Annotated in this window: 17 protein-coding genes, 2 tRNA genes, 1 pseudogene and 1 riboswitch; of the genes and pseudogenes, 15 read left to right on the top strand and 5 right to left on the bottom strand. The window is 71.6% G+C overall.

All coding sequences use genetic code 11. From position 1 onward, the window contains the following. Positions 1 to 133: 133 nt before the first annotated feature. The 9 genes and pseudogenes from ACFY2B_RS41180 to ACFY2B_RS41140 form a co-directional block, all read left to right on the top strand. Positions 134 to 1,630, top strand: a pseudogene (locus ACFY2B_RS41180) (amino acid permease); the annotation flags it as partial. Between the two features lie 374 nt (positions 1,631 to 2,004). Continuing rightward, positions 2,005 to 2,077, top strand: a tRNA-Lys gene (locus tag ACFY2B_RS41175). 426 nt (positions 2,078 to 2,503) lie between these two features. Then, positions 2,504 to 3,700: an ATP-binding protein gene (locus tag ACFY2B_RS41170; RefSeq protein WP_390768189.1), complete on the top strand. Its 1,197-nt coding sequence runs from the start codon at positions 2,504 to 2,506 to the stop codon at positions 3,698 to 3,700. Then, positions 3,697 to 4,098 (top strand): roadblock/LC7 domain-containing protein, encoded by a 402-nt coding sequence (locus ACFY2B_RS41165; protein WP_390768188.1) that lies wholly within the window; start codon positions 3,697 to 3,699, stop codon positions 4,096 to 4,098. Before ACFY2B_RS41170 ends, ACFY2B_RS41165 begins: the two co-directional genes overlap by 4 nt. Next, positions 4,095 to 4,469: a DUF742 domain-containing protein gene (locus ACFY2B_RS41160; RefSeq protein ID WP_376527944.1), complete on the top strand. Its 375-nt coding sequence runs from the start codon at positions 4,095 to 4,097 to the stop codon at positions 4,467 to 4,469. The genes ACFY2B_RS41165 and ACFY2B_RS41160 overlap by 4 nt, the downstream gene beginning before the upstream one ends. Further along, the gene (locus ACFY2B_RS41155) at positions 4,444 to 5,049 is read left to right on the top strand and encodes an ATP/GTP-binding protein (RefSeq protein WP_390768187.1); all 606 of its coding nucleotides are present in this window, start codon (positions 4,444 to 4,446) and stop codon (positions 5,047 to 5,049) included. The genes ACFY2B_RS41160 and ACFY2B_RS41155 overlap by 26 nt, the downstream gene beginning before the upstream one ends. Before the next feature lie 94 nt (positions 5,050 to 5,143). Then, positions 5,144 to 6,442 carry a cytochrome P450 gene (locus tag ACFY2B_RS41150; protein ID WP_390768210.1) on the top strand — a complete coding sequence of 433 codons (1,299 nt, stop codon included), beginning with the start codon at positions 5,144 to 5,146 and terminating at the stop codon, positions 6,440 to 6,442. A gap of 107 nt (positions 6,443 to 6,549) precedes the next feature. Then, positions 6,550 to 7,815, top strand: a complete 1,266-nt coding sequence (locus ACFY2B_RS41145; RefSeq protein WP_390768186.1) for a cytochrome P450 — start codon at positions 6,550 to 6,552, stop codon at positions 7,813 to 7,815. Continuing rightward, on the top strand, positions 7,812 to 8,672 hold the full coding sequence (locus ACFY2B_RS41140) for an enoyl-CoA hydratase/isomerase family protein (protein ID WP_390768185.1): 861 nt from the start codon (positions 7,812 to 7,814) through the stop codon (positions 8,670 to 8,672). Before ACFY2B_RS41145 ends, ACFY2B_RS41140 begins: the two co-directional genes overlap by 4 nt. A gap of 247 nt (positions 8,673 to 8,919) precedes the next feature. On the opposite strand, the gene ACFY2B_RS41135 is transcribed toward ACFY2B_RS41140, so the two are convergent. Further along, positions 8,920 to 9,606 carry a TetR/AcrR family transcriptional regulator gene (locus tag ACFY2B_RS41135; RefSeq protein ID WP_390768184.1) on the bottom strand — a complete coding sequence of 229 codons (687 nt, stop codon included), beginning with the start codon at positions 9,604 to 9,606 and terminating at the stop codon, positions 8,920 to 8,922. A 165-nt stretch (positions 9,607 to 9,771) separates the two neighbouring features. Here ACFY2B_RS41135 and ACFY2B_RS41130 point away from each other — a divergent pair, with 165 nt between their 5' ends. The 6 genes from ACFY2B_RS41130 to ACFY2B_RS41105 all read left to right on the top strand — a co-directional run bounded on the left by ACFY2B_RS41130 (position 9,772) and on the right by ACFY2B_RS41105 (position 16,086). Beyond that, on the top strand, positions 9,772 to 10,416 hold the full coding sequence (locus ACFY2B_RS41130) for an NADPH-dependent FMN reductase (RefSeq protein ID WP_390768183.1): 645 nt from the start codon (positions 9,772 to 9,774) through the stop codon (positions 10,414 to 10,416). A 12-nt stretch (positions 10,417 to 10,428) separates the two neighbouring features. Continuing rightward, positions 10,429 to 11,847 (top strand): DHA2 family efflux MFS transporter permease subunit, encoded by a 1,419-nt coding sequence (locus ACFY2B_RS41125; RefSeq protein ID WP_390768182.1) that lies wholly within the window; start codon positions 10,429 to 10,431, stop codon positions 11,845 to 11,847. A 303-nt stretch (positions 11,848 to 12,150) separates the two neighbouring features. Next, the gene (locus tag ACFY2B_RS41120) at positions 12,151 to 13,281 is read left to right on the top strand and encodes a dihydrofolate reductase family protein (RefSeq protein WP_390768181.1); all 1,131 of its coding nucleotides are present in this window, start codon (positions 12,151 to 12,153) and stop codon (positions 13,279 to 13,281) included. A gap of 129 nt (positions 13,282 to 13,410) precedes the next feature. Beyond that, a tRNA-Met gene (locus ACFY2B_RS41115) sits at positions 13,411 to 13,484 on the top strand. A gap of 322 nt (positions 13,485 to 13,806) precedes the next feature. Then, positions 13,807 to 13,965, top strand: a riboswitch (cyclic di-AMP (ydaO/yuaA leader). A gap of 7 nt (positions 13,966 to 13,972) precedes the next feature. After that, entirely contained in the window at positions 13,973 to 15,016 is a 1,044-nt protein-coding gene (locus ACFY2B_RS41110; protein ID WP_390768180.1) for a M23 family metallopeptidase, read from the top strand. A gap of 125 nt (positions 15,017 to 15,141) precedes the next feature. Then, on the top strand, positions 15,142 to 16,086 hold the full coding sequence (locus tag ACFY2B_RS41105; protein ID WP_390768179.1) for an aldo/keto reductase: 945 nt from the start codon (positions 15,142 to 15,144) through the stop codon (positions 16,084 to 16,086). 60 nt (positions 16,087 to 16,146) lie between these two features. Here the strand turns inward: ACFY2B_RS41105 and ACFY2B_RS41100 are convergent, their stop codons facing one another. The 4 genes from ACFY2B_RS41100 to ACFY2B_RS41085 form a co-directional block, all read right to left on the bottom strand. Next, positions 16,147 to 17,505: a PrsW family intramembrane metalloprotease gene (locus ACFY2B_RS41100; RefSeq protein ID WP_390768178.1), complete on the bottom strand. Its 1,359-nt coding sequence runs from the start codon at positions 17,503 to 17,505 to the stop codon at positions 16,147 to 16,149. A gap of 63 nt (positions 17,506 to 17,568) precedes the next feature. Beyond that, positions 17,569 to 18,423 carry a tRNA (guanosine(46)-N7)-methyltransferase TrmB gene (trmB, locus tag ACFY2B_RS41095; protein WP_390768177.1) on the bottom strand — a complete coding sequence of 285 codons (855 nt, stop codon included), beginning with the start codon at positions 18,421 to 18,423 and terminating at the stop codon, positions 17,569 to 17,571. A gap of 167 nt (positions 18,424 to 18,590) precedes the next feature. Beyond that, positions 18,591 to 19,811 (bottom strand): L-2-hydroxyglutarate oxidase, encoded by a 1,221-nt coding sequence (lhgO, locus tag ACFY2B_RS41090; RefSeq protein WP_390768209.1) that lies wholly within the window; start codon positions 19,809 to 19,811, stop codon positions 18,591 to 18,593. A gap of 398 nt (positions 19,812 to 20,209) precedes the next feature. Continuing rightward, entirely contained in the window at positions 20,210 to 21,634 is a 1,425-nt protein-coding gene (locus ACFY2B_RS41085; protein WP_390768176.1) for an MFS transporter, read from the bottom strand. Positions 21,635 to 22,140 lie beyond the last annotated feature (506 nt).

Below are 22,140 nucleotides of genomic sequence, written 5' to 3'. Positions count from 1 at the left end.
ACGAAGGGCCCGCACGATGCGCTCGTGCGGGCCCTTCGTCTTTTCGCCCGCCCCGTCCCAAGTCGTCGTCTGCGCCGGTTCCCGGCCACCATGTGGCGCATGTCACGCCGCCGGGGAGGGAATCGCTGGGGGCATGACAGATGACACGAGGGAGAGCGGGCCGTCGGACGAGGAACGGCTGGCCCAACTCGGCTACACCCAGGTCCTCGCCCGCCGGATGTCGGCGTTCTCCAACTACGCCGTGTCCTTCACGATCATCTCGGTCCTGTCCGGCTGTCTGACGCTCTACCTCTTCGGGATGAACACCGGCGGCCCGGCGGTGATCACCTGGGGATGGGTGGCGGTCGGCCTGATGACCCTGTTCGTGGGCCTGTCGATGGCGGAGATCTGCTCGGCGTACCCGACGTCGGCGGGCCTGTACTTCTGGGCGCACCGCCTGGCGCCGCCACGGTCGGCCGCCGCCTGGGCCTGGTTCACGGGCTGGTTCAACGTGCTCGGCCAGGTCGCGGTGACCGCGGGCATCGACTTCGGCGCGGCGTCCTTCCTCGGCGCCTACCTGAACCTCCAGTTCGGCTTCGAGGTCACCCCGGGCCGCACCATCCTGCTGTTCGCGGCGATCCTGCTGCTGCACGGCCTGCTGAACACCTTCGGCGTCCGTATCGTCGCCTTCCTCAACGGCGTGAGCGTGTGGTGGCACGTGCTCGGCGTCGGTCTGATCGTCGGCGCGCTGGCCTTCGTACCGGACCGGCACCAGTCGGCGTCCTTCGTGTTCACCGAGTTCGTGAACAACACGGGCTGGGGCAGCGGTGTGTACGTGGTGCTGATCGGCCTGCTGATGGCGCAGTACACCTTCACCGGCTACGACGCCTCCGCCCATATGACGGAGGAGACGCACGACGCCGCGACGGCGGGCCCCCGAGGCATCGTCCGCTCCATCTGGACGTCCTGGCTGGCCGGTCTCGTCCTCCTGCTCGGTTTCACCTTCGCGATCCAGTCGTACGGCCAGGAGCTGGCGTCGCCCACGGGGGCGCCGCCCGCGCAGATCCTGCTGGACGCGCTCGGGGCGACCGCGGGCAAGCTGCTGCTGCTCGTGGTGATCGGCGCGCAGCTGTTCTGCGGGATGGCCTCGGTGACCGCCAACAGCCGCATGATCTACGCCTTCTCGCGCGACGGGGCACTGCCCTTCTCGCGCGTCTGGCACACGGTGAGCCCGCGCACCCGCACCCCGGTGGCGGCGGTCTGGCTGGCGGCGGCGGGCGCGCTGGTGCTCGGGCTGCCCTACCTGATCAACGGGACCGCGTACGCGGCCGTGACCTCGATCGCCGTGATCGGCCTCTACATCGCCTACGTCGTCCCGACGCTGCTGCGGGTCCGCAAGGGCGCGGCGTTCGAGCGCGGGCCGTGGCACCTGGGGCGCTGGTCGCAGCCGATCGGAATCGTCGCGGTGGCCTGGGTCGGCGTGATCACGGTCCTCTTCATGCTGCCCCAGGTCTCCCCGGTCACCTGGGAGACCTTCAACTACGCACCGGTCGCGGTGCTGGTCGTGCTGGGTTTCGCCGCGGCCTGGTGGCTGGCCTCGGCCCGGCACTGGTTCCTCGCCCCCGACCACGCACGGACCCGGGGCCGTGACCACACACCGGAGGAGCCCCGGGACGAGCCGCCCCGTGACCACACCCCGGACGAGCCCCGGGACGAGCCCCAGGACCAGCCCCGCCCGGCAGCTCCGGAACCGGCGGATCCGTAAAGCCGGTGGAGCCGTAGGGCCGGCGGAGCTGTAACAGCCGATGGAGCCGTGACAGCCGGGGTGCCGTAACAGCCGGTGATGCCGTAACAACCGATGGCGTCCCGCACCCCCCGGCCCGCCCGCCCCGCACCCCGATTCCGGCTCGTACCGGCTCGTTCCGGCCCGTACCGTCCCGATCCGTCCCGCCGACGCGGCCGTGTCCCGATACCCGATCGGCGATACGGCCACGTACGGCTATGCTCGGGGAGGCAACATCGCCTGGGCCCTTAGCTCAATTGGCAGAGCAGTGGACTTTTAATCCATTGGTTGTGGGTTCGAGTCCCACAGGGCCTACGGCTGGGCAGGCGGGGGACATGGCCTCCGACCTGCCGCACGGCGTCCGGGTCGGCTTCGGCCGGCTCGGGCGCCGGCTTGTTCCGGGGCCGCGCGTGAGCGATCCCGCGCCGCGCGCCGGTGCTCCTACCGTCCTTTACGGTCCTTTGCGGACGACCCCGGCGGACGATCCGGACGTGAGGGCCGGGTCATGTTCAGGACCGGTGAAGCCTTGGCCGTCGGCCCATCGCCCCTGATACGATCATCGCACTTTTCGTAGGCTGACGGCGCGTCATGTACGCGTACGGGGGACAGTCTCTAAGGCCCCATCGCTAAGGAGTAAGGCTTGGTCCGCCTGTAGGTCCGCAGAGCTTCTGCGGACCGGGCCATCCGCAGACACAGCGGACCAACCGCGCATCCGGCGCGATGCGAGTTGAAGAGAGTCTCATGAAGTCAATTCTCCAGGATCCGCTTCTGTGGATCCTGATCGTGGTGCTCGCCGCCGCGGCGTTCGCCCTACCGCGGGCGCGCAGAACCAATCTCGTACTCCGAAGAAAACAAGGTGACTTGGAGAGCGGCCTGAGCCTCGCCCAGGGGCAGGTCGCGCAACTCCAGGGTCACATCACCACCCTGAACGATCAGCACCACCGCGACCTGTCCGACGTACGCGCGGACGCGGAGTCGGGGACCAAGGCCGTGCTGAAGTCGGCCATGGGAACGCTCCAGTCCCTCGCCGAGGAACAGCAGCTGATGCTCGACCGGCTGCTGAAGAAGTACGGCAACGAGTCGGAAGTCCTCGCCGACCTGATGGCCGTCGACCACACCGGAAGCCAGTTCGGCCGCCGTGCGAAGGGCATCGCGGTGCTGTGCGGCGGTTGGCTGGGCCGGCGTGACGGCCTCGCCACCGTGTACGACGTCGCCCGCAGCGCGCAGGGCCGGATCAAGGACTTCAACCGGGTCAGCGTCCACTCGCAGGTCAGCGTGTCCGTCGCCAGCAAGGCGGTCGAACCGGTGGCGGTCGTGCTGGCCGAACTGCTGGACAACGCGACCACGTACAGCGCGCCGGGCACTCCGGTCGAGGTCAACATCCAGGCCGTACCCACCGGCGTCTGCTTCATCGTGGACGACGCCGGTCTGGGCATGGACCAGGAGACCAAGGACCGGGCGGCGCGCCTGCTGTCCGCCGAGAGCACGGTCGACATCACCGGCCTTGGTGATCCGCCGCGCTTCGGCTTCGCGGTGTGCGGCATGCTCGCCGCGCGCTACGGCTTCTCGGTCTCCGTCGGTTCGGTTTCCCCCTATGGAGGAGTGCGTGCCGTGATCCGTGTCCCGGAAAGTCTCCTTGCGGTGGACGTCCCCGCGCCGGCCCCGGAAGCCGAGGACGTCGAGGAGGACCAGCCCGCCCGGCAGCGACTGGCCCCGGTCCCGGTCGGCCCCTCGCACGTCGTGGGCACGACCACGGGAGGTCTCCCGAAGCGCCGCCGGCGCCAGGGCCCCATCGCGGTGGTACCCACGCCCGACCCTGCGTCCTCCGAGTCGGTCCCCGAGCCGACCAGTGAGGTGACCGCATCACGTCTCGGAGCGTTCGCGCGCGGAACCCGGAGCGGGCGGACCCTGAACACCACGGAAGGACCTCAGCAGTGAACACCGACCTGTCGTGGGTGCTGAACGACGTCCTGGAGGTCCGTGGAGCCCGCCACGGGATCCTCGTCTCGGGCGACGGTCTGCTGCTGCACCGCTCGGCCGACATCTCCCGGGACGACGCCGAGACCAACGCGGCGGCGATGAGTTCCATGCAGTCACTGAGCCGCGCGGTCGCGGGGTTCTCCGGCGGCGGACACGGCTTCTGGAAGCAGACGCTGCTGGAGTACGACGACGGCTGGATCTTCCTCATCGCGGCAGGACAGGGCTCCTACCTCGCCGTCTCGGCCGCCCTCGACGTGGACATGGAGGCGATGTCCTTCCGGATGCAGAAGACGGTGACCGCGCTGAGCAAGGCGATGAGCGTGGCACCCCGTTCGGACCATGGTGTGGGCGCATGACGACACCCAACGAGGAAACGTCTGTCACCAGCGACTTCGTCCGCTCCTATGTCATCACCGGCGGCCGGTCCCTGCCGTCGTCCGATGAACTGGCGCTGCACACCCTGGTCATCCTGGCCCCCGAGCGAACCCTTCCGCTGGGGGCCAGCCCCGAGGTCCGGGCGATCTGGGACCTGTGCTCGGGTGGCTATCTGGCGGTCGCGGAGGTGGCCGGTCACCTGGGTCTGCCGGTGGGCGTGACCCGGTTGCTGCTCACCGATTTACTGGAACAGGGGTACCTGCTCCGCCGCGCGGAGCCGCCCCGGGCCGAGAACGTTGACAGAGCGACCCTAGAGAAGGTTCTCCATGGGCTCCAATCCCTCATCGGCTGAGACGGCCGCCGGATCATCCATCTACGTCTCCAGCGGGGTCACCAACGCCGCCAAGATCCTGGTCGTCGGCCATTTCGCGGTGGGCAAGACGACCCTGATCGGCTCGCTGTCGGAGATCACTCCGCTGCGCACCGAGGAGAAGATGACGAAGGCGTCGCTGCACGTGGACGACCTGAAAGGGGTGACGGACAAGAGCACGACGACCGTCGCCCTGGACTTCGGCCGTCTGACGCTGAGCGACGAACTGGTGCTGTACCTGTTCGGTACGCCGGGTCAGCAGCGCTTCATGCAGCTGTGGGAGGACATGGCCCGCGGCGCGCTCGGCGCGCTGCTGCTGGTCGACCCGGCCCGGCTGGAGGAGTCCTTCCCCGTCATCGATCTGATCGAGGGGTACGGCCTGGAGTACGCCATCGCCGTCAACGGCTTCCACCCGGAGAAGGTGTACCAGGAGGCGGAGGTCCGCGAGGCGCTGGACCTGCTGCCGGACACCCCCGTCATCTACTGCGACGCCCGGGACCGCGTCTCGTCGGCCCGTGCGCTGATCGGACTGGTACGTCACCTGCTAGAGCGCGCAGCCTGATCCGCGGCTCGACGACACCCCGCTCCCCCCCCACGCACTAAGGATCTACATGGACCGTCAGACAGCGCCCGCTGCCACCGGCGCCAGATGCCCCATGCACGACGCCACGTTCGCCGCGGACCCGCAGCGGGTCTACGACCAGTTGCGCGCCCACGGTCCGGCCGGACCCGTGGAACTCGCCCCGGGAGTCGACGCAACCCTGGTCGTCGGCCACGAGATGGCGCTGCGCGTGCTCCAGAACTCGTCCCTCTTCGCCCGTGACGCCCGCCGCTGGAAAGCCCTGAACGAAGGGCTCATCGGCCTGGACAGCCCCGTGCTGCCGATGATGGCGTACCGGCCCAACTGCCTGTTCACCGACGGTGCCGTCCACCTTCGGCTGCGCAAGGCCGTCACCGACAGCCTCGCCAAGCTCAACATCACCCGGATCCGCCGGGACGTCCAGCCGATCGCCGACTACCTCATCGACCAGTTCAGCGAGCGAGGCCGCGCCGACCTCCTCAACGACTACGCGAAGCTGCTGCCGCTGCTGCTGTTCAACAAGATCTTCGGCTGCCCCGCGGACATCGGTGACACCCTCACCGCCGCGATGTCGGCGATCTTCGACGGCAAGGACGCGCTGCGCGCGAACGAGCAGCTCAACGCCTGCCTGATGGAGCTGATCGCCCTGAAGCGGCGGCAGCCGGGCGACGACGTGACCTCGTGGCTCATCCAGCACCCGGCCGGTCTGACCGACGAGGAGCTGAAGGACCAGCTGGTCATGCTGATGGGGGCCGGCGTCGAGCCGGAGCGCAACCTGATCGGCAACGTCCTGCTCCTGCTGCTGTCCGGATCGGGCGGCCGGCAGAGCGGCATGATGATCGAGGAAGCCATCGATCACGTGCTGTGGAACCTGACGCCCATCGCCAACTACGCCACCCACTTCCCGGTCCAGGACGTCGATCTGGACGGAGTCGTGGCCCAGGCCAACACTCCGGTGGTCATCTCCTTCGCGGGTGCCAACAGCGACCCGGCGCTCGCCGAGGCCCGCCGCGCCCACAGCAGGGGCGCCCACCTGGCGTGGGGAGCCGGTCCGCACGCCTGCCCGGCCAAGGACCCGGCGCAGGTCATCGCGATCACCGCGATCGAGCAGCTCCTCAACGCGCTGCCCGACATCACCCTGGCGGTGCCCGAGGAGGAACTCCAGTGGCGCCCGGGGCCGTTCCACCGTGCGCTGGTGACGCTGCCGGTGGCCTTCAGTCCCACGCCGGCCAACCGCATCGCGGCCGCGATTCAGAACCGGCCCCAGACGGCCGGGGCGGACCCGGCCCTTCAGGCCGCTCAGGCATCGTCCCAGCGACAGGAGGGGAGGAAGAAGGGGTTCTGGAGCAGCTTCCTGGACATCTTCCGTGCGTAATGAGCGGCATGTGACCGGAGCAACACACTGGGGTGCATGACGGCAGAGAGGGGAAGGGTAGGTTCCGGCGGTACCGGTAACGCCCAGCCAGCCCTAAGGAGCTTTGCGTGACCGCCGTAGGTGACATACGCGGCACCACCACCGACCGCCGAGCCGTCATCTCCCTTCTCCGCCGCCTCCGTTCTCCAGAGGGACAAGCCAACCCCCTGCCCCTCTGGCAGGAACTGCGAGCGATGGGTGACGTCGTCGCCGCCCCGTGGGGCGGCGCCTATTTCGTCACCGGATTCGATGCGTGCGACCAGGTTCTGCGCGGCAGGACCTGGCTCGCACCCGATTTCGCCTGGCAGGAGCGTCAGCCGAACCCCGAGCGCTGGCAGGCACCCGCCACCCGAGAGATGACCCGCACCCTCTCCCGCCTCAACGCCCCCGCCCACACGATCCATCGCCGGTCCCTGAACAACCCGTTCGACCGTCGCGCCCTGGACGGCCTCGGTGCTCAGATCGCCGTCCACGTCACCCGGCTCCTGGACGACCTCGACCGGCGGCTGCGTGCCGATGGCGAGGCCGACTTCGTGACGACCGTCAGCGAGCAGCTTCCCGTGCACACCGTCGGCCAGTGGCTCGGCATCGAACCGGAGCACTTCGCGCACGTCCTGGACTTCACCCACCGGCAGGTGTTCGCCCAGGAACTACTGCCCACCAAGAGTGAGTTGGCGGTCTCGGCCCAGGCCACCCTTGATATGCGGGCCTTCTTCACCGACCTCATCCGGCAGCGGCGCGAACGGCCCGGCGACGACGCGCTCACCGGCCTGATCCGCTTCTGGGACGACCGGTACCCCGACGACCGGGCGAGGGCGGACCAGGCGCTCTACGACCTGACGATGTTCGTCACCATCGCCTCCCTGGAGACCACCGCGACGCTGCTGACCAACGCCGTGGCGTTCCTGACCCAGGATCCCGCGCGCGCTGAATGGCTGCGCCACAATCCCGGCCACCTCGACGACGCGATCGACGAGACGCTGCGGTACGACCCGCCCATCCACCTCAACTCGCGGGTGGCAGGCGACGACACCGTCCTGGCCGGGGTGCCCATCGCCAAGGACACCGTGGTCCACGTCCTGTACGGAGCGGCCAACCACGACCCGCGCCGCAACGAGCACCCGCACGTCTTCGACATCCACCGGGGCGGCAGCCACCTCACCTTCGGCGGCGGCGCGCACTACTGCCTCGGAGCGGGCCTCGCGCGCCTCGAAGCACGCCAGTTGCTGACCCAGACGCTGAATCGATTTCCTACGCTGCGGCCGTCCGCATCCCCTGCCTACGCCCCCCGTATGGTCTTCCGGCGCGCGACTTCCCTGAAAGTGACGCTATGACGGCCCCCTCCACGGACCTCTCCCCAGACCTCTCCCCAGACCTCTCCTCGGATCCCTCTGCGGATCTTCCCGCCGACCTCCCCGCCGATCTCCCCGCGGATCGGACGCTCAAGACCCTGCGCACGTACCGGCAGGGACCGCTTCAGACCATCGAGTTGCACGTACCCGAGCAGGGCAACGTTGTCAGCGACGCCATGCTGGACGATCTCCTGACCGTGCTCGGTGACCAGGACGAAGCCGTGAAGGTCGTGGTGCTCGCGGCTGCCGGTGACGACTTCTGCCTGGGCGGCGACCGGACCGAGTACGCGCAGCACCTGGCCGGCGACCCGGCGGGCCGCGGCATCCGCACCTCGGGCGCCAAGGCGCGGCGCGTGTGCGACGCCCTGGCGGCCAACCCGGCCGTCACGATCGCCCGTGTGCACGGCAAGGCCGTCGGCGCGGGGGTCGCCCTCGCCCTCGCCTGTGACCTGAGGGCCGGATCCGACACCGCGACCTTCCGGCTGCCCGAACTCGCCCTCGGGCTGCCGACCGCGTGGGGCGGGCTGCTGCCCCGCCTCATCAACGAGGCCGGAGCCGCCCGGGTCCGCGAACTCATCCTCTCCGGACGGACGTTCGGCGCCCACGAGGCGCTGAGCATGTCGATCCTCCAGAGAGTCGTGCCCGCGGACGGACTCGACGCCGCCGTCACGGCATGGGCCAAGCCCGTGATACGGCGCCCCGCCCCGGCCCTGCGGGTCACCAAGGCGCTGCTGAACTCCCTGACCGCCCCGGCCCGGCTCGCCGACGCCTCCGTACTGGACCCCGAACTGATGGCGGCGGTCGCGACGGAGGTATACCACGCGCGCGGCGCGGACTGACGCATTCCGTAAGCACATGGGGTGCTCCGTACACGTGCGTGGCGCTCCGCAGACGTGTGGGGGGGCGCTCCACAGGCACGCGCGGCGCTCCACGGGAGGACGACGAGCGGCGTCACTCACCGGCAGGCGGCTGTCTGAACCGGCGAGCGGCGCCGCTCGCCCGTTCCCGCGAACGGCCGCCGCCCCGAGCGCCGGGTCCGCCGTCCCCCGGTTTCTCGTCTCGAGGCCCCTCGTCCCTTCCGGTCCGTCAGCGCGCGGCGTACGCCCTCAGGAACGCCCCCACCCCGCCCCTGATCAGCAGGTCCGTGTCCGTCCGGGGCAGCGGCCGTACGCCGTAGTGGGAGAGCTGGGTGATCGAGTGGGAGATCAGGGCCGTGAAGTGGGCCCCGGCCAGGGCCGCGTCCCCGTGCACGTCGATCAGGCCCGCCTCGGCGAGGGCCGCCATGGCGTCGGCCAGGGCGCGGCCGACCGGCACCGGGCCCGCGTCCTGCCAGGCCGCCAGGACGTCGGCGGGTACGTGGTCGGCCTCGGCGTGGATGTGGCGGACGAGGGCGAAGTGGTCGGGGAACTCGGTCATGAGGTCGATGAAGGCGCGGGCCAGGGCGACCAGGTCGTGTTCCAGGTCCTCGGGACGGGGCGGGCGCCGCGGGTCCAGCACGGCGTGGAGGCGGTCGAGCTGGGCGTCCCGCACCTCGGTCGAGGTCCAGGTGACGACCGTGCGGAACAGGTCCGCCTTGCCGCCGGGGAAGTGGTTGTAGAGCGTCCGCGTGGAGACGCCGGCCGCCGCCGCCAGCGCGTCCACGGAGGCGCGGGTGTAGCCCTCACGGCCGAAGACCGGGCAGGACGCGCTCGCGAGGGCGATCTGCTTCGCCAGCCTGCGCGGCGGGACCTCGCGCCGCGCCTGTTCCAGCCGGGCCTCGTTGCTGCTGCCCACGCGCCGCCTCCTCGGGGGTGGATGGGGCGTACCGCTGGTGGCGCACGACCGCCGGGGTGTGTCCACCGAAGTACAACGAGCGTTGTAGTTTTACAACGCCCGTTGTACTTTACCGGAGGGCGGCCCGCGCCGGGCCACCGGTCGGTCACCCAGAGGGGGACACCCATGCCCGTACCCACGTCAGCCGTCGCGCCCGCGACCGTCCGTCGACCCGCCCCCGACGCGTCACCGCTCCGCCTCGCCGTCGTCGTCGGCAGCGTCCGCACGGGGCGCCAGGGCCGGGCCGTCGCCGACTGGTTCACCGGTGCCGTCGCCGCCGACGCCGGTTTCGACCTCGACGTCATCGACCTCGCCGGCCTCGTCCTGCCGCTGGTCATGCCCGACTGGGGCGGCACGCCGAGCGACGAGGCGGTCGCCGCGCTGGCGGACGTCTCACCGCGCATGGCCGACGCCGACGCCTTCGTCGTCGTCACCCCCGAGTACAACCACAGCTTCCCGGCCGCGCTGAAGAACTTCATCGACTGGCACCACGTGCAGTGGCAGGCCAAGCCGGTCGGCTTCGTCTCGTACGGCGGCATCGGCGGCGGTCTGCGCGCGGTCGAGCAACTGCGCCTGGTCTTCGCCGAGTTGCACGCGGTGACGATGCGCGACTCGGTCAGCCTGCACGGCCCCTGGTCGGGACTCGGCGAGGACGGCACACCGCGCGACGCGGCCGTGTGCACGGGCGCCGCGAAAGGCATGCTCGGTCAGCTCTCCTGGTGGGGACGGGCGCTGCGGACCGCCCGCACCGACCGGCCCTACGCGGGCTGAGGGCGGGTCGGCATGGCAGCGTCCGAGGCCGGCCGGGTGTCCTCCCGCGCCGCCCCGGCCGACGCCGCGCCGGACGGCACCGCGCTCCGCCGCATCCTCGCCGTCGTCATCACCGGCTCCATGATGTCGGTGCTCGACATGACGATCGTCAACGTCGCGCTGCGCAGCCTCTCGGAGTCGTTCGGCGCGCCGCTGGCGACGATCCAGTGGACGGCGACCGCGTACACCCTGGCGCTGGCCGCCGTCATCCCGGTCGCCGCGTGGGCGATGGGCCGCGTCGGCGCCCGGCGCACCTATCTGACCGCGCTCGTCCTGTTCACGCTCGGCTCGCTGCTCGCCGCCTGTGCCTGGGACGCGGCCGGCCTGATCGCCTTCCGCGCGGTGCAGGGGCTGGGCGGCGGGCTGCTGATGCCGGTCGGGATGGCGATGGTCATGCGCGTCGCGGACCGCGCGCGGCTCGGCCGGTCGATGGCGCTGCTCGGGCTGCCCGTCCTGGTCGGCCCGGTGGCCGGGCCGGTGCTCGGCGGCTGGCTCGTCGACGTCGCGTCCTGGCACTGGATCTTCCTGGTCAATCTGCCCGTCGGGGTGCTCGCCCTGGTGCTCGCCGCCAGGCTGCTGCCGGCCGACGTACCGCGCCGGGCGGCGGCGCCCGCCCTGGACGTCCCCGGCCTGCTGATGCTCTCCCCGGGCCTGGCCCTGCTGCTGTTCGGGCTCGCGCGGGGCGGCGAGCGGGGTGACTTCGCCGCGCCGGGAGCGCTGGTGCCCGCCCTGGCGGGCGTGGTGCTGGCCGCCGCCTTCGTACGCCGGGCGCTGACCGTCCGCGCACCCCTGCTGGACCTGCGGCTGCTGCGCGACCGCACGTTCGCCGCCGGGATCGCCACCCTCGCCCTGTTCACCTGCGGCTACTTCGGCTCTGCCCTGCTCGGGCCGCTCTACTGGCAGCAGCAGCGGGGCGTCAGCGCGACGGGCACCGGGCTTTTGGGCATCCCCGTCGGGCTCGCCGTCGGTACGGCGATGCAGGTGGCGTCCCGGCTCGTCGACCGGGTCCCGCCCCGGCGCCTGGTCGCCGCCGGGACGGCGGTGGGCGCGCTCGGCATGGCACTGACCGCCCTTCAGGTCGGCGAGGACGGCGTGCCGCCCTGGCGGGTCGTGACCGCGGCGGCGGTGATGGGCGTAGGCACCGGCATGGTGCTGATGCCCACGACGACCGCGGCCACCCGCGACCTGCCGAACGACCGGGTGGCCGCGGCGAGCACGGCGCTGAACATCAACTCGCAGGTGTGCGCCTCCGTGGGGACGGCGCTGCTCACGGTGGTGCTGGGCGCCGTCGGCCCGGACCCGGCGGGTTTCCGGACCGCGTACGCCGTCGCGGCGGGCCTGCTCGCCCTGGCGCTGCTGCCCGCGCGGCTGCTGCCGGGCCGGCGGCGGTGACCGAGGCGGTGATCCGCGGGTCGTCAGGTGGCCCGTGTAATTTTGCTCAAACCTTGAAGCAAGCCCGTCGTGAAGCAAGCCCCTGTGGCAGCAGGCCCGTCCTGAAACATCCCGCCGCTTGCGGCAAGCCCGTCCGAGCAACCCCCGATCCCCGATCCCCGGACCCCGATCCCCGGACCCCGATCCCCGGACCCCGATCCCCGGACCTCGATCCCCGGACCCCGATCCCGTGTCCCGCCGCCCGGACCGACCGCCCGGACCGACCGACCGCCCCACCCGCACGTCTCCCACTGGAGCACGCAGATGCCCTTCCCGTACGTCCTGCTGTCCGCCGCCGTCTCCCTCGACGGCTGTCTGGACGACACCGGCCCCGAGCGGCTCCTGCTCTCCTCCCCGGCCGACTTCGACCGGGTCGACGCGGTGCGGGCGTCCGTCGACGCGATCCTGATCGGCGCGGGCACGATCCGCGCCGACAACCCCCGGCTCCTGGTCAACGCGGCCGAACGGCGGGCCGCCCGGCTCGCGGCCGGCCGTCCTGAGTACCCGCTGAAGGTCGCCGTCAGCGGTTCGGGCGACCTCGACCCGGACGCCAGGTTCTGGCACACCGGCGGCGAGAAGGTCCTCTACACGACGGACGGGGGCGCCGAGCGGGCCCGGCGCGCCGGACTCGCGGCCGACATCGTCCCGCTGGGCCCCGGCCTCGACTGGCGGGCGCTCCTCGGGCACCTGCACGCGGAACGCGGGGTGCGGCGGCTGATGGTCGAGGGCGGCGGGACCGTGCACACCCAGCTGCTCCGGCAGGGCCTCGCCGACGAACTCCAGCTCGTCGTCGCCCCGCTGCTGGTCGGGGACCCCGGGGCGCCCCGGCTGTTCGGGCCGGGGGAGTACCAGCGCGGACGCCTCAGGCTGCTGGAGACCCGGCGGATCGACGACGTCGTCCTGCTGCGGTACGAGCCGACCGCGCCCGGAACCGGCCGGACGGCCGCCGCCGCGGACCGGCACTGGATGCGGATCGCCTGCGAACTGGCGGCGCTGTGCCCGCCCTCGCGGACCGCGTTCAGCGTGGGCGCGGTGGTGGTGGCCGCGGACGGTACGGAGCTGGCCCGCGGGTTCTCCCGGGAGGCGGACGACCCCGTGGTCCACGCGGAGGAGGCCGCGCTCGCCAAGACCGACCCGGCGGATCCGCGGCTGGCCTCGGCCACCGTCTACAGCAGCCTGGAGCCGTGCGCCCGGCGGGCCTCGCGCCCCGCGCCCTGCGCGCGGCTGATCCTGGACGCGGGGGTACGGCGGGTGGTCACCGCCTGGCGGGAGCCCGACACGTTCGTGGCGGGGGCCGACGGGAGCGGGCTGCTGACGGCCGCGGGCGCCGACGTCGTCGTACTGCCCGAGTACGAGGCGGCGGCCAAGGAGCCGAACCGCCACCTGCTCGGCTGAGCGGGAGCCGGTCGGCCTTCTGCTCGGCCGGGCGGGAGGCGAGGGGGGCCATCCGCTCGGCTGAACGGGAGCCGCTCCGGCGTGCGTGCGTTCGCTGTCCTGCGCATGGCGTATAGTTGTCATCACCGACGCGGGGTGGAGCAGCTCGGTAGCTCGCTGGGCTCATAACCCAGAGGTCGCAGGTTCAAATCCTGTCCCCGCTACTGAAGGCTCAGGGCCGGAATCCAGTTCCAAGGATTCCGGCCCTGAGTGTTTTCCGGCGCCGCACATCGCCCCTTGACCATTGTCACGGCGGGTGATCGGACGACCTCCCTCCGCATAACAACTGAAACACCGTCAAGTCCGCCGGGTCTTCAGACTTTCTCTGCGGGCGAGGTCAAGTCGCCCGTTTTTCGCCGGTCATGACCGCTAAGTCCGCGCCCGATCGCGTTAAGGATCAAGCCGAACGGCTTGGAATCTGGCCGCCGAGTCTATTAACGTTCGATAACGCAGCGCGGTCGTCCCAGCCGTCACCAGAGGCGGCTCCGTGCGCACGCGCCGAATCCCGTAAGGGAACCGGGGAACCACCACCTTGGGGTGAATCACGCGGACACCACCGTGGAGACACGGCTGGTTACGCGCGTAGGAGACCTTCCTGCTCCGAACCCGTCAGCTAACCCGGTAGGCGGAGGAAGGAAAGGAGTACGCCCGAGTGGCGTCCAATCGGCCTGCCCCCGAAGCCCCGTACGCGCCGAGTCAGTACGGCACCGAGACCTTTGCCTACGGCGGCTACGGCGCCGACGAGGGCCAGGGCACCTGGGGGGAATGGAACCCCACCGAGGACTCCGTCCGCCCGATACGCGGCCGGCACCGCGTGGCCAAGCAGCGCGGCGGACTCGCCCGCAGCTCCACGGTCCTCGGCGTCGGCGTCATCGCCGCCGTCGGCGCGGGCGGCATGGCCAGCGCCAACACCGGCAAGCCCCCGGTGTCCATCTCCATGCCCGACCTGCCCTCCGTCGGCTCCCTGCTGGGCGACGACTCCTCCGCGCAGCCCTCCAAGGGCTCCACGACCGCCCTGAGCAGCGTCGGCGTGACCGAGGCCGACAGCGCCGACGGCACCACCGACGCCGGTGAGGTGCTGCGCAACCGCATCATGGCCCAGGCCGAGCAGCAGCAGGACCAGGCCCAGACCAAGGCCGTCGCCGCCGCCGTGTCCGCCGCCGACAAGCAGGCCGCCGACGCGGCCGCCAAGGCGGAGAAGGAGGCCGCGGCCAAGGCCGCCGCCGCCAAGGAGAAGGCGGAGGCCGCCGCCAGGAAGAAGGCCGAGGAGGAGCGCCTGGCCGCGCTGGCCAAACAGTTCACGCTGCCGACCCCCTCGTACACGATCACCGGCACCTTCGGGCAGCCGGGCTCCATGTGGTCCTCCGGCTATCACACCGGTCTCGACTTCGCCGCCCCCACGGGCACGCTGATCAAGGCCATCCACAGCGGCACGATCACCGAGGCGGGCTGGGCCGGCTCCTACGGCTACCGCACGATCCTCACCCTCGACGACGGCACCGAACTCTGGTTCTGCCACCAGTCGTCGATCAACGTGAGCGTCGGACAGAAGGTCACCACCGGGGACGTCATCGGCCGCGTGGGCGCCACCGGCAACGTCACCGGCCCGCACCTCCACCTGGAGGTCCACCCGGGCGGCCAGTCCAGCGGCATCGACCCGATGGCCTGGCTGCGCGGCAAGGGCCTCACCCCCTGACCCACCCCTGATCCCCGGCGGTCCTGACGGCATCCCCCCGACGCCAGGGCTGCCGGTCAGGTGTTTACGGGGTCTTTGCGTCCCCCGACGGAATCGTGGCTTCCGACGAGTGCGTTGAACCGGCCATGACTTCCCTACACAAACTCGGCGCCTCCGGCCTGGAGGTCTTCCCGCTCGTCCTCGGCGGCAACGTCTTCGGCTGGACCGCCGACGAGCCGACGTCCTTCGCCGTCCTGGACGCCTACACCGCCGCCGGCGGCAACCTCATCGACACCGCCGACTCGTACACCTCGTGGATCGAGGGGAACAAGGGCGGCGAGTCCGAGACGGTCATCGGCAACTGGCTCACGGCACGCGGCAACCGTGCGGACGTGCTGATCGCCTCCAAGGTCAGCCAGCACCCCGAATTCCAGGGCCTGTCCGCGGCCAACATCAAGGCCGCGGCGGACGCCTCGCTGCGCCGTCTGAAGACCGATTACATCGACCTCTACTACACGCACTTCGACAAGCCCGAAGTGCCGGTCGAGGAGATCATCGGCGCGCTCGACGAACTGGTGCGGGCCGGCAAGGTGCGGCACATCGCCGCGTCCAACATCAGCGCGGAGCGGCTCCAGGAGTCCCTGGACTTCTCCGACCGCGAGGGCCTGGCCCGGTACGTGGCGCTCCAGCCGCACTACAACCTGGTCTCGCGCGACACCTACGAGGGTCCGCTGCGGGACGTCGCCGCCCGCGCCGGTCTCGGTGTCCTGCCGTACTTCGGCCTGGCCGCCGGCTTCCTCACGGGCAAGTACCGCCCCGGTGCGACGGCGGACAGCGGGCGCGGCGGGAACGCGGCCCAGCTCGCGGAGACCGAGCGCGGTCAGCGGGTCCTCGCGGCCCTGGACGAGGTCGCCGCGGCCCACGGCGCCGGCGTCCCCACTGTGGCCCTGGCCTGGCTCGCGGCCCAGCCGACGGTGGCCGCGCCGATCGCCTCGGCCCGGAACCTGGACCAGCTCCCGGCGCTGCTCGCCGTGGCGGACCTGACCCTCACGACGGAAGAGGTGGACCACCTCACCCGGGCCTCGGCCTGACCTTCCCGACCGCCGGCGCCCGCGGCTCAGGCCGCCCGCGGCTCACCACGGTGTCCACCGCTAGGACCGGTAAGGGTTGTACGCCGGGTACGGCACCGTGGGACGGCCGCCGGGCGGCCCTGAGTAGCCGTACGGCGTCGAAGGGCCGGAACCCGGCCAGGCGCCCGGCCAGTGGCCGGGCCACTGCCCCGGCCACTGGTGCGGGGCGGTCGACCGGGCCGCGTACTCCAGGGCCGGCCGGGCCACCTGCCGTCGCTGCCACAGCTCCGCCAGCAGCTCCCGCTCCCGCACGACGAAGTCGGCCCCGGCCCGGCCCCGCTGCCCGCGCTGCCGCAGGGACGCCAGGGACGTCGCGTACACCTCGTACTGGGCCACGGTCCGCGCCGCCTGCTTGCCGAGGTGGTGGCCCGCGTAGTCCCGGGCCAGCCGCCGGGCGCCCATCGAACCCAGCGCGAACGGCTCGGCGGGCCCCAGCCAGCCCGCGCACACATACGCCGGCAGCTCCTCCCGCACGGTCCGCAGCTCCCGCTGCCGGGTCCAGACCGCCAGCCAGGTCAGCAGGCCGAACACGGGCACCATGAACACCGCGTAGACCACGAAGAACCCGTACCGGCCGAAGGCGGAGGAGCCGTTCCACAACGCGTGCATGCCCATCGCCAGCAGCAGCCCGCACAGCGGCAGCAGGACCCGCCGCACCTGCCGGCGGTCCGCGGCGCGCGCGGCGATGCCGAAGCCGATGCCGGTGAGGACGGTGAAGAGGGGGTGCGCGAACGGCGACATGACGACGCGCACGAAGAAGGTGGCGGCGGTGACGGAGGTGATGCCGCGGTCGCCGGTGAGCTGGTCGGTGCCGAAGGCCGTACCGAGGTAGAGGATGTTCTCGGTGAACGCGAAACCGGTGGCGGCGACCCCGGCTATCACCATCCCGTCGATGATCCCGGTGAAGTTCCGCCGCCGGAAGAGGAAGACCAGGAGGACGGCCGCGGCCTTGGCGGACTCCTCGACGACGGGCGCTATGACGGTCGCGCCGAGGGTGTTCGCGTTGCTCGGGTCCGCGGTCGCGGTGGCTATCCACTTCGTGGCGAAGCTGTTGGCGACGATGGCTATCAGCGCTGCCGCGCACGCCCCCCACGCGAACGCGAACAGCAGGTTCCGCCAGGGCCCGGGCTCGACCCGGTCGAGCCACCGGAAGACGGCCAGCAGCAGCGGTACGGGCAGCACGGCCAGCCCGATACCGACCAGGAACCCCTCCGTGCCGGTCTGCTCGCGCACCAGCGCCAGGATGACCAGCCCGGAGATCGCGAGCAGGGCGATCAGCGCCCCGTACCGCACCCACCCGCGCTGCCACCAGCGCACCGGCCGGAACTCCGGGCCGGGGGCGCCGGTGGGGTGTGTCGGATACGGGGAGAAGGTGGCCACGGCATCGACCCTAACGATCACCTGCTGATGCATCCGGTGGGGGAACCGCTGTCATCGCTGTTCTCAGCGTTGCCCCTGGTGGGGTACGCGGCGGAACAGCAGATCGTTCACCACATGACCCTTGTCCAGTCCCTGGCTCTCGAAACGGGTCAGCGGCCGGAACCCGGGCCGGGGCGCGAAACCGCCGTCCGGCTGCGTGTTCTCGAAGTCCGGGTGCGCGGTCAGCACGTCGAGCATCTGCTCGGCGTACGGCTCCCAGTCCGTCGCGCAGTGCACGAGCGCGCCCGGTCCGAGCCGGGAGGCGGCCAGGGTGAGGAACTCCGGCTGGATCAGCCGGCGCTTGTGGTGCCGCTTCTTGGGCCAGGGATCGGGGAAGTAGACGCGCAGCCCGGCGAGCGACCCGGGGCGCAGCATCTCGCGGAGCAGGATGATGGCGTCCCCGTTCGCCACCCGGATGTTGGACAGACCGTTCCGGTCGGCGAGGTTGAGCAGGTTGCCCTGCCCCGGGGTGTGCACGTCGACGGCGAGGATGTTGGTCCCCGGGTCCTCGGCGGCCATCCGCACGGTGGCCTCGCCCATCCCGAAGCCGATCTCCAGCACGACGGGCCGTTCGTTCCCGAACAGCTCCTCCAGGTCGACGATCCGCCGGCCGTCGATGTCCAGCCCCCACTTGGGCCACAGCCGCTGGAGCGCGTCCGCCTGCCCCGCGGTGACCCGGCTGCGGCGGGGCTGGAAGCTGCGGATCCGCCGCTCGAAGTGCGATCCGGCGGGATCGGCGCGGGGGCCGTCCGGGAACCGCGGCTCGCCCTTGGCCCGGGAGCGCCGGACGGAGAGGCCCGGGGCATGCGGGTGCGGCAGCTCACCGGGTGCGGTCGGGTGGGCGCCGGGGGTTTCGGGGGTGTTCACGGAGTCAGCCACAGTGAGTCGATTTTAGTGGTGGTTTGTATGCCCGTTTGTGCGCTTGTTCGTGCGCTTGTTTCTGGGGCTGATGATGTGCCTGTTCGTGGGCCTGATTGTGTGCCGGTGGGTGTGCCCTGCTTCAGTGGGGCCACGCCGTCCGTCGGGTCACCGCGGCGGACTGCGTCTCACGGCACTCCGAGCGCGGCCAGCGTCCGGCGCGCCACCTCCCTTCCGATCGGCAGGGAGGCGGTGGCCGCGGGCGAGGGCGCGTTCAGCACATGGACCGTGCGTGGCCCCTCGCGGATCAGGAAGTCGTCCACCAGCGTCCCGTCCCGCAGCACCGCCTGCGCCCGCACCCCCGCTCCGGCCCGCACCAGGTCGTCCTCCGTCGCGGCCGGCAGGAGTCTGCGCACCGCCGCCGCGAACGCCCGTTTCGACACCGACCGGCGAATCTCCCCCGCGCCGTACCGCCAGTGCCGTCCGGCCATCCGCCACGCGCCGGGCCAGGCCACCGTCCCGGCCACCTCGCCCGGCCGTACGGTTCCCCAGCCGTACCCCTCCCGGGCCAGGGCCGGGACCGCGTTGGGGCCGACGTGCACGCCGGAGTCGATCCCGCGGGTGAGATGCACCCCGAGGAACGGGAACGCCGGGTCCGGCACCGGATACACCAGACCCCGCACCAGTTCGGGCCGCGCCAGCTCGTAGTACTCACCCCGGAACGGCACGATCCGCATCCCGGGCTCGTCCCCGGTCAGCCGTGCCACCTCGTCGCAGTACAGCCCGGCGCAGTTCACCAGGACCCGGCCGCGCACGACGTCCCCGGCGGCCGTCAGGACCGCGACGCCGCGCTCCGGACGGCGGTCGACCCGCACGACCCGCGCCCCGTACCGGATCTCCGCCCCGGACGCCCTGGCCAGCTGCCGGGCGACCCCGACGAAGTCGCACACCCCCGTCGTCCCGACGTGTATGGCGGCGAGTCCCCGCACCTCCGGCTCGTACTCGCTGATCTGCGCGGGGCCCAGCTCCCGCACCGGGATGCCGTTCTCCCGGCCGCGCTGCACGAGCGTGTGCAGCCGGGGCAGTTCGGCCCGCTCGGTGGCGACGATCAGCTTGCCGGTGACGGCGTGCGCGATGCCGTACTCCGCGCAGAACTTCACCATCTCGGCCGCGCCCCGCACCGCGTACCGCGCCTTGAGCGAATCCGGGCGGTAGTAGATCCCGCTGTGGATGACCCCGCTGTTGCGCCCCGTCTGGTGCCGGGCCGGACCCGCCTCCTTCTCCAGCACCGTCACCCGGGTGCCCGGTGCGGCACGCGTGATCGCATACGCCGTCGACAGACCGACGATCCCGCCGCCGACCACCAGCACGTCACAGTCGTACGCGATTTCCGACCGCACCTGCACCACCTCCCGCTTCCGATAGTGCACTGCGCCACTGACAACGGCTTCAAACGCGGCACCGCCCGGCAGACCGGAGCCCCCGGGACCGCGCGCGGCGGCCTGCGCGACCTTCCTGTGCGGGGTAGACCCGGCACTCCTGAAGGGGCGCGGGGAACTGCGCGAGTACCCCCCCACGACCTGTAGGCCGGACAGGACCTCGGCCAGGCAGACGCTCCCGGAGGGGCGCGGGGAACTGCGCGAGTACCCCCCACGACCTGTTGGCCGGACACAACCTCGGCCAGGCAGACGCTCCCGGAGGGGCGCGGGGAACTGCGCGAGTACCCCCCACGACCCGTCGGCCGAACACCACCCCGGCCAGGCAGGAGGCGCCCCCCGCCAGGCAGGCGCCCCCCGCCCAGACCCCCCTACGCGGGAGCCATGAGCAGCGGCCGGGCCCGTTCCCGCAGCTCGACCACCCGCGGCTCGTCCCCGTACGGCTCCAGCCGGTGCAGCAGATCCCTCACGTACTCGGTCGTCCGCGCCGACGAGATGCGGCCCGCGACCTCCACGGCCCGCACGCCCTGCTCGCACGCCGCGTCCAGATTGCCCGACTCCAGCTCGGCGACCGCGGAGACGACGAGCCTGAGGCCGTGCGAGCGCACGAACTCCTCCGTCGGCTTCGACAGCGCCTGCTCGGTGAAGCGGCGGACCTGGCGCGGTGCCTTCAGGTCGCGGTAGCACTCGGCGGCGTCGGCGGCGAACCGGTCGTAGGAGTAGAAACCGAGCCAGGACGGATCGTTGTCGCCCTCACGGGACCGCTCCAGCCAGCCCTCGGCCGCCTTCAGGGCTGTGCCGGCGGCCTGCGCGTCACTGGCGCGCGCGTGCGCGCGTGCCTCGACCAGGCGGAAGAAGCTCATGGTGCGGGCGGTGGCCAGGCCCCGGTTGCGTTCCAGCGCGGCCTGCGCGAGGTCGACGCCCTCGTCGCCGAAGCCCCGGTAGGTCGCCTGGAGGGACATGGAGGCCAGCACGTACCCCCCGAGGGGGACGTCGGCCGCCGCGCGCGCGAGCCGCAGCGCCTGGATGTAGTAGCGCTGCGCGGCCTCCTGCTGGCCGGTGTCGAAGGCCATCCAGCCCGCGAGCCGGGTGAGTTCGGCGGACGCGCCGAACAGCGCCCGGCCGACCTCGTCGGAGTACGAGCCGAGCAGCAGCGGCGCCGCCTCCACCCGCAGGCACTCCGGCACCATGGACGAACGCCAGTCGCCGCCTCCGTACTTGGAGTCCCAGCGCCTGGCGTCCTCGGCGGCCTCCCGCAGCTTCTGCACATCGCTGTGGCCGACTTTGATCGGTGCCCCGGAGCCCTCGGACGGGTTCGCCTCGCGTGCCACCGAGCTGTCGGCGGGGGTTATCAGCCAGCGTGAGGCGGGCGTTGCGTATGCGCTCACCGCGAACGAACCCGCCAGCGACTGCCAGATGCCGCCGGAGCCGGCCCGGCGCCCGGCGAGATCGAGACGGTACAGTTCCGTCGCCGACTTCACCGCCTGTCCTACGTCCCTGGGGAAGGCGAGGCCCACTTCGGGGGCGGGATCCGCGTCCGCCAGGCCGATCTCGTGGAGCGGCACCGGGCGGCCGAGCTTCTGGCCGATGGCGGCGGCGATGAGGTGCGGCGCCGCTCCTTGCGGCACCATCCCCTTCGACACCCAGCGTGCCACCGACGTCTTGTCGTAGCGAAGAGTCAACCCGCGTTGAGCGCCAAGGTCGTTGACGCGTCGTGCGAGTCCTGCGTTGCTGATTCCCGCGAGGGCGAGAACGGTGCCGAGCTTTTCGTTCGGCCCGCGTTGCTCCCTGGACATGCGCCACCCCTCGACACAGACGGCTGCCGCGCGGTGGCATAACCACGCGGCATTCGTAAACCCAGCGTAGTTCGCCGCATCCCAAGCGTTAAGGGGCATTGTTCCGGATGGCGGGATTGTGGTCCGTACGGGAGTACGGGTCCTGTACGCACCGTGCACGGGCCCTCGCGACGTGCCCCCGCCGTGTGGCCGTGCGCCTGCCCGTGCGCTCTACTCCGGCCACCCCGGGAGCGGTTCCATGGCTGGTGCGTGGGTCGGCCCGCTGTACTGGATCCAGTGGGCTGGGGGATACCGTCACCTACATCCCCGCGGGTGGCGGACCGGTCCGGGAGGCGATGCCCGCCTCCCGGACTGTGCGCTCCGCCGTGCCGCTCGTGCGCTGCGCAGAGCCTGTACGGAGCGTGTGCGCGGCTGTCCCCGTGACTGGGAATTGGCTGAATCTCGCCCCTGTCCCGTGCGGGTGACTACCGCTCCGACCATGGATGTTGAGGGCGCTAAGGGCGTTT

Origin of the sequence: Streptomyces sp. NPDC001270 (assembly GCF_042896695.1) — a bacterium.
Taxonomy (GTDB): Bacteria; Actinomycetota; Actinomycetes; order Streptomycetales; family Streptomycetaceae; genus Streptomyces.
Note: the sequence above shows the minus strand (reverse complement) of the source record. Positions and strands in the feature narration are given on the sequence as shown.

Coding starts and splice junctions, on each gene's coding strand:
- ACFY2B_RS41155 (WP_390768187.1), top strand. CDS start 4,444: ATGGGCTCCAATCCCTCATCGGCTGAGACGGCCGCCGGATCATCCATC.
- ACFY2B_RS41160 (WP_376527944.1), top strand. CDS start 4,095: ATGACGACACCCAACGAGGAAACGTCTGTCACCAGCGACTTCGTCCGC.
- ACFY2B_RS41150 (WP_390768210.1), top strand. CDS start 5,144: ATGCACGACGCCACGTTCGCCGCGGACCCGCAGCGGGTCTACGACCAG.
- ACFY2B_RS41140 (WP_390768185.1), top strand. CDS start 7,812: ATGACGGCCCCCTCCACGGACCTCTCCCCAGACCTCTCCCCAGACCTC.
- ACFY2B_RS41125 (WP_390768182.1), top strand. CDS start 10,429: ATGGCAGCGTCCGAGGCCGGCCGGGTGTCCTCCCGCGCCGCCCCGGCC.
- ACFY2B_RS41130 (WP_390768183.1), top strand. CDS start 9,772: ATGCCCGTACCCACGTCAGCCGTCGCGCCCGCGACCGTCCGTCGACCC.
- ACFY2B_RS41105 (WP_390768179.1), top strand. CDS start 15,142: ATGACTTCCCTACACAAACTCGGCGCCTCCGGCCTGGAGGTCTTCCCG.
- ACFY2B_RS41170 (WP_390768189.1), top strand. CDS start 2,504: ATGAAGTCAATTCTCCAGGATCCGCTTCTGTGGATCCTGATCGTGGTG.
- ACFY2B_RS41120 (WP_390768181.1), top strand. CDS start 12,151: ATGCCCTTCCCGTACGTCCTGCTGTCCGCCGCCGTCTCCCTCGACGGC.
- ACFY2B_RS41085 (WP_390768176.1), bottom strand. CDS start 21,634: ATGTCCAGGGAGCAACGCGGGCCGAACGAAAAGCTCGGCACCGTTCTC.